This is a genomic window from Acidocella sp. (assembly GCF_028687955.1).
GTDB lineage: Bacteria > Pseudomonadota > Alphaproteobacteria > Acetobacterales > Acetobacteraceae > Acidocella.
Genome location: NZ_JAQTZC010000104.1, coordinates 1 through 4810, shown reverse-complemented (window position 1 = coordinate 4810; position 4810 = coordinate 1). Strand labels below are relative to the sequence as shown.

Here is a 4810-nt window from a genome sequence, read left to right as displayed (position 1 = left end):
CGGTCCAGCGCTGATTCATAAATCTGGCGCTCGGAGAAACTCTGGTCCGGCTGCCCGGCGTTGCGGTGCAAATCGCGCACCACCTCGGCGATCGCCGCCGGGTCCCCGGAGTTGATCTTGGCCTCATATTCCTGCGCCCGGCGCGACCACATGGTGCGCTTGATGCGCGCACGGCCCTTGAGCACGGCCAGCACATCATCAAACTGCTTGCGCGAGGCGAGCTTGCGCAAACCCGCGGTGCGCGCCTTGTTGGTCGGCACCCGCAGGGTCATGCGGTTTTCATCGAAGGTGATGTGGATCAGTTCCAGCGTATGCCCGGCGATCTCCTCGGTGGCGATACGCTCCACCTTGCCCACACCATGCGTCGGGTAGACCACAAAATCGCCCGCGACAAAAATTTCGGCCTTCGCCATGGCGCGCGGCGGCGTCATCGGGCGCATCGGCCCGGCAGGCACGCCCGAATGCGAGATGACCGGTGCAGGCGCAGGTGCAGGCGCGGGGGCCACGGGAACGGCTTCGCGCACATCCTCAACCGGCTTTGCCGCCAGCTTGGCGGTTTTCGGCTTGGCGGCGGGTTTTTCGGCTGGTCTGGCGGCCGCTGTCACTTCATTCATTGTTTCGTCCAGAGGTTTGGCGGATTTATCCTCCGCCACGGTCTTCGGCTTCTGACTCATGACAACTCCGCTACAGTCGATTACCGGGCGGGCGGTGTGGCGGTCCGGTTTCAAATACAACCCTGTAGCAGAATTTTGGCCTCCCGTCACGGGAGGCCGCGCGCTTACGGCTGGCCAGGCTTGGGCGAAAGCAGGGCTTCCTTGCCTGGCTTGTCCTTCCACTCATCCGCATCCGCGGGCGCCGTGCCCTTGCGGGTGATATTGGGCCACACCTTGGCGAAGCTGAGGTTACGCTCAACCCAGGGGGTCGCGCGGTCGTCACTATCAGGCAAAATGGCTTCCGCCGGGCATTCCGGCTCGCACACGCCGCAGTCGATGCATTCGTCCGGATGGATCACCAGCATGTTCTCGCCGACGTAGAAGCAGTCCACGGGGCAGACTTCAACGCAATCCATATATTTACACTTGATGCAATTCTCGGTGACCACATAGGTCATCAGGCACTCCTAATACGATAATACGGTGGCAATTCTGCCCCGGATATGCGCGTGGCGGCGCATTAAGGCAAGCCGCCGCGGCGTGAATATCAATCCGCGGCAATTTCCCTATACAGCTGTTGCGCCTGGGCTGCACCCTCGCGCCGCGGCGCGAGGGCCAGAATCTCGGCCACCAGCACCCCGCGCGGCAGCGCCAGGGTCAGCACATCGCCCACCCGCACCCGCGCATGGGCTTTCTCCACCGGCTGACGGTTGATCCGCACCCCGCCGCCCGCCACCAAATCCCCCGCTACGTTACGCGTCCTGCAAAACCGCGCATGAAACAAGAATTTATCCAGCCGTTGCCAGCCGGCATCCTCCTCGGGCATCAGCGCCGGGCGGCCTGGCGCAGCGCCGCCAGCGCCGCAAAGGGATTATCCTCAGAAACCGGCACGGGCGGCGGCGGCGGCGGGGCCACCGGCTTTGGCTCCATCTTGCGGCGTGCCAGCATCGCGGGCGCCGCCGGGCCGTATTTTTTCTCACCCAGCACCTGCGCCGGAATAATCCTAAAGCCCAGGGCATTCAGCACCGGGGCGAGCTGGTCGGGCTTCAGCCCCATGCGCGAGCCCAGGTTGGGCGGCAGAAACACCGGATGCTTGCGCACCAGATAATGCATCTCGCGCACCAGCTTCTCCGCCACATCCAGCCGCACCATCACCGGCCCGGCCGGCAGCCAACCCATGGAGAGCGCGAAATCCGCCCCCCAGTTACCCGGCATCGGCGCCGAGACCAGCCCGGCGGCAGGCAGCGGCGGCGGATTACGCTCATGCGCCACGCCCCAGAGCAGCGCGCGCAGCTTGGCGGAGCCAGGCTTCAGCACGGCGGGCATGAAAAACGCGAACCGCCCGGCCTCCACACCCAGTTTTTTGAGCGCCGGGCGCAAATCCTGCGCCACGTTTTCCGCCTCCATCACGCCGGAAGCCTCACCCAGCCGGTACATCACCCCTCTAAGCTCCGAGGGAGGGTCCTTCATCGCCACCAGCAACGCGCCCAGGCGTTTTTCCACCTCCGCCGCCACGAACGCGCTGATGCGCGCGCGCAACCGCTCGCGCGCCAGCCCATCGAGGAACTCGGAGTGCCAAATCTCCACTTCCGGCTTGAGCAGGTTCTCGCTGCGCTTCAGCCGGGCGATCTTCGCACCCTCCCAAACCACCTGCCGGTCATCGGTGAGGCTGAACGCCTCATCGGCGGCGGTCTCGCAGCGCAAAATCCGCCGCGGCAGCTCCTGCCCCAGGGCCCGGCGCGCCGCGCGCAGCAGAAATTTCTTCTCCTGCCCTTGCGTCGCGGGGTCCGGATGGAAGTTGAACCCCTCCACGCGGCCCACCTCATGGCCCTCCACCAGCACAACGCCGTGGTTGGACACCACCGCCTGCAACTCTTCCGCCTCTTGGTCTTCCAGCCGTCTGGTCAAATGTGCCGCCCTCTTGTCCACAAACCGCGCCATCAACTTCATGTGCAGCGTGTCTGAAATTCTATCCTCAATCTCGCGCGCCAGCCGCGCCCAGGGCGTGGCATCGCGCATCCAATCAGCTCTGGCGGTTATATACGCCCAAACGCGCACATCCGTCAGCCGCTGCATGAGGGTATCAATATCTCCTTCGACTTTGTCCAGCGCCTCGATCTCGCCGCGCACCCAATCCACCGGTAAATTTTTGTCCGCGCGCAGATGCGTGAACACTTTGGCACATAATTTTACATGCGCGTCGGTCGCCAGCTTGCGAAAATCGGGGATCTGGCACGCCTCCCACAACAGCCGCGTCGCCGCCCGCCCCTGCGCCGCCTTGCGGATCTCCGGGTCGTGGCTCAACGCCTCCAGGGTTAAAACATCCGCCGCATCCTGCCCGCGCACCAGCCCCGGCACCCCTGGCGGCATGGTCAAACTGCCCAGCAGCGCCGCCACCGAGGCAAAATCCAGCGCCGAATTGCGCCAGGCCAGTTGCTCCAGCGACTCGAAAGCATGCGCCTCCACCGCCTCCACCAGCTCCTCGCCCAGCGGCGGGCAAACGCCGGTGACGCCAAAACTGCCATCGCGCATCCCGCGCCCCGCCCGCCCGGCAATCTGCGCGACCTCCGCCGCCAGCAGCATCCGGGGCTGGCGGCCATCAAATTTCGAGAGCCCGGCAAAGGCCACATGGTCCACATCCATGTTCAGCCCCATGCCGATGGCATCCGTCGCCACCAGAAAATCCACCTCTTTTTCCTGATACAGCGCCACCTGCGCGTTGCGCGTGCGCGGCGAGAGCCGGCCCATCACCACCGCGCAGCCGCCCCGCCTGCGGCGCACCGCCTCGGCAATGGCGTAAACCTCAGCCGCGGAGAACGCCACGATCGCCGAGCGCGGCGGCAGGCGCGAGAGCTTCACCGGCCCGGCATAGGAAAGCGCCGAGAGCCGGGGCCGCGTCTCAACCTCAATCCCCGGCACCAGCCGCAGCAGCAGGCGGCGGATCGTCTCGGCGCCGAGAAACATCGTCTCCACCAGGCCGCGCGCATGCAACAGCCGGTCAGTGAAGACATGCCCCCGGTCCGGGTCGGCGCAAAGCTGGATCTCGTCTACCGCCAGAAACTCAACCCGCCGGTCCAGCGGCATCGCCTCCACCGTGCAGGAGAACCAGCGCGCCCCCGGCGGCACGATCTTTTCCTCACCCGTGATGAGCCCGACATGTTTGGCGCCCTTGCGCGCCACCATGCGCTCGTAATTCTCGCGCGCCAGCAGCCGCAGCGGAAAGCCGATCATGCCGGAGGAATGCCCCAGCAGACGCTCCATCGCCAGATGCGTCTTGCCGGTGTTGGTGGGGCCCAGCACCGCCCTCACCTTGGAATACGATCCGGACATGGCCCAGCATGTGATGGCCTTCGGCCGGTTTTGCAAGCCATCGGCCCCGCGCTAACACGGGGCCGGGCACTGACTCACTTTGCCGGATTGGCACCGTAGACGTCAAAGTTAAAATAGTGCGACTCAATCTTCTTGTAGGTTCCGTTCGCGATAATCGCCGCGATCGCCGAATCGATCTTCTTCAAAAGTTCCGGCTCATTCTTGCGCACACCGATGGCGATGTAGGAGCCCAGCACGTCCTTGGGATCATACGTCACATTTCCGGCCAGCGCATAATTCGCACCCTTCGGCGTCTTCAGGAAACCATAATCAGCCTCCACGGAATCCTGCAATGAGGCGTCCAGCCGGCCCGAGAGCAAATCCGCATAAACCTGATCCTGGCCGGGATAGGAAATCACGTTCACACCATTGGGCTGCCAGTAGGTCTTCGCATAGCTCTCCTGAATCGTGCCCGACTCCACCCCAACGGTCTTGCCTTTCAGGCTCGCCGCCGTCGGTTCCAGACCCGCGCCTTTCTTGGTGATCAGGCTGGTCGGCTCGTTATACATCTCGGAAGAAAAATCGATCTGCTTGGCACGCTCGGGCGTCACCGTCATCGAGGATAAAATCGCATCGAACTTGCGCGCCTGCAAAGCCGGGATAATGCCGTCAAAACTCTGGCTTATGAATACACATTTCACCTTCAGATCGGCGCAGATGGCCCGGCCAAGATCAATATCAAACCCTACAAACTTCCCGCTGGGGGAAAGACTCTCAAACGGCGGATACGTCGCATCCACACCGAACTTGATCTCGGTCATCGCCTTCGCGCCCGCCACCACCGGCGC

At 63.9% G+C, this 4810-nt stretch carries 5 protein-coding genes; all 5 read right to left on the bottom strand.

Annotation, left to right across the window (positions count from 1 at the left end; translation table 11 throughout):
• On the bottom strand, window positions 1-674 hold a 674-nt coding region (locus tag PHE40_RS10550; protein WP_408839064.1), incomplete at its 3' end, for a CarD family transcriptional regulator.
• A gap of 104 nt (window positions 675-778) precedes the next feature.
• Window positions 779-1111 (bottom strand): ferredoxin FdxA, encoded by a 333-nt coding sequence (fdxA, locus tag PHE40_RS10545; RefSeq protein ID WP_299961543.1) that lies wholly within the window; start codon window positions 1109-1111, stop codon window positions 779-781.
• 89 nt (window positions 1112-1200) lie between these two features.
• The gene (locus PHE40_RS10540; RefSeq protein WP_299961541.1) at window positions 1201-1479 is read right to left on the bottom strand and encodes an RNA-binding S4 domain-containing protein; all 279 of its coding nucleotides are present in this window, start codon (window positions 1477-1479) and stop codon (window positions 1201-1203) included.
• On the bottom strand, window positions 1479-3983 hold the full coding sequence (locus PHE40_RS10535) for a helicase-related protein (protein ID WP_299961539.1): 2505 nt from the start codon (window positions 3981-3983) through the stop codon (window positions 1479-1481). Before PHE40_RS10535 ends, PHE40_RS10540 begins: the two co-directional genes overlap by 1 nt.
• A gap of 74 nt (window positions 3984-4057) precedes the next feature.
• The coding region (locus PHE40_RS10530; RefSeq protein ID WP_299961537.1) for a transporter substrate-binding domain-containing protein at window positions 4058-4810 on the bottom strand (753 nt) is incomplete at its 5' end.

What these genes read in the sequence shown, in the direction of transcription:
- fdxA (WP_299961543.1), bottom strand. Translation starts at nt 1,111, where the DNA reads ATGACCTATGTGGTCACCGAGAATTGCATCAAGTGTAAATATATGGAT.
- PHE40_RS10540 (WP_299961541.1), bottom strand. Translation starts at nt 1,479, where the DNA reads ATGCCCGAGGAGGATGCCGGCTGGCAACGGCTGGATAAATTCTTGTTT.
- PHE40_RS10535 (WP_299961539.1), bottom strand. Translation starts at nt 3,983, where the DNA reads ATGTCCGGATCGTATTCCAAGGTGAGGGCGGTGCTGGGCCCCACCAAC.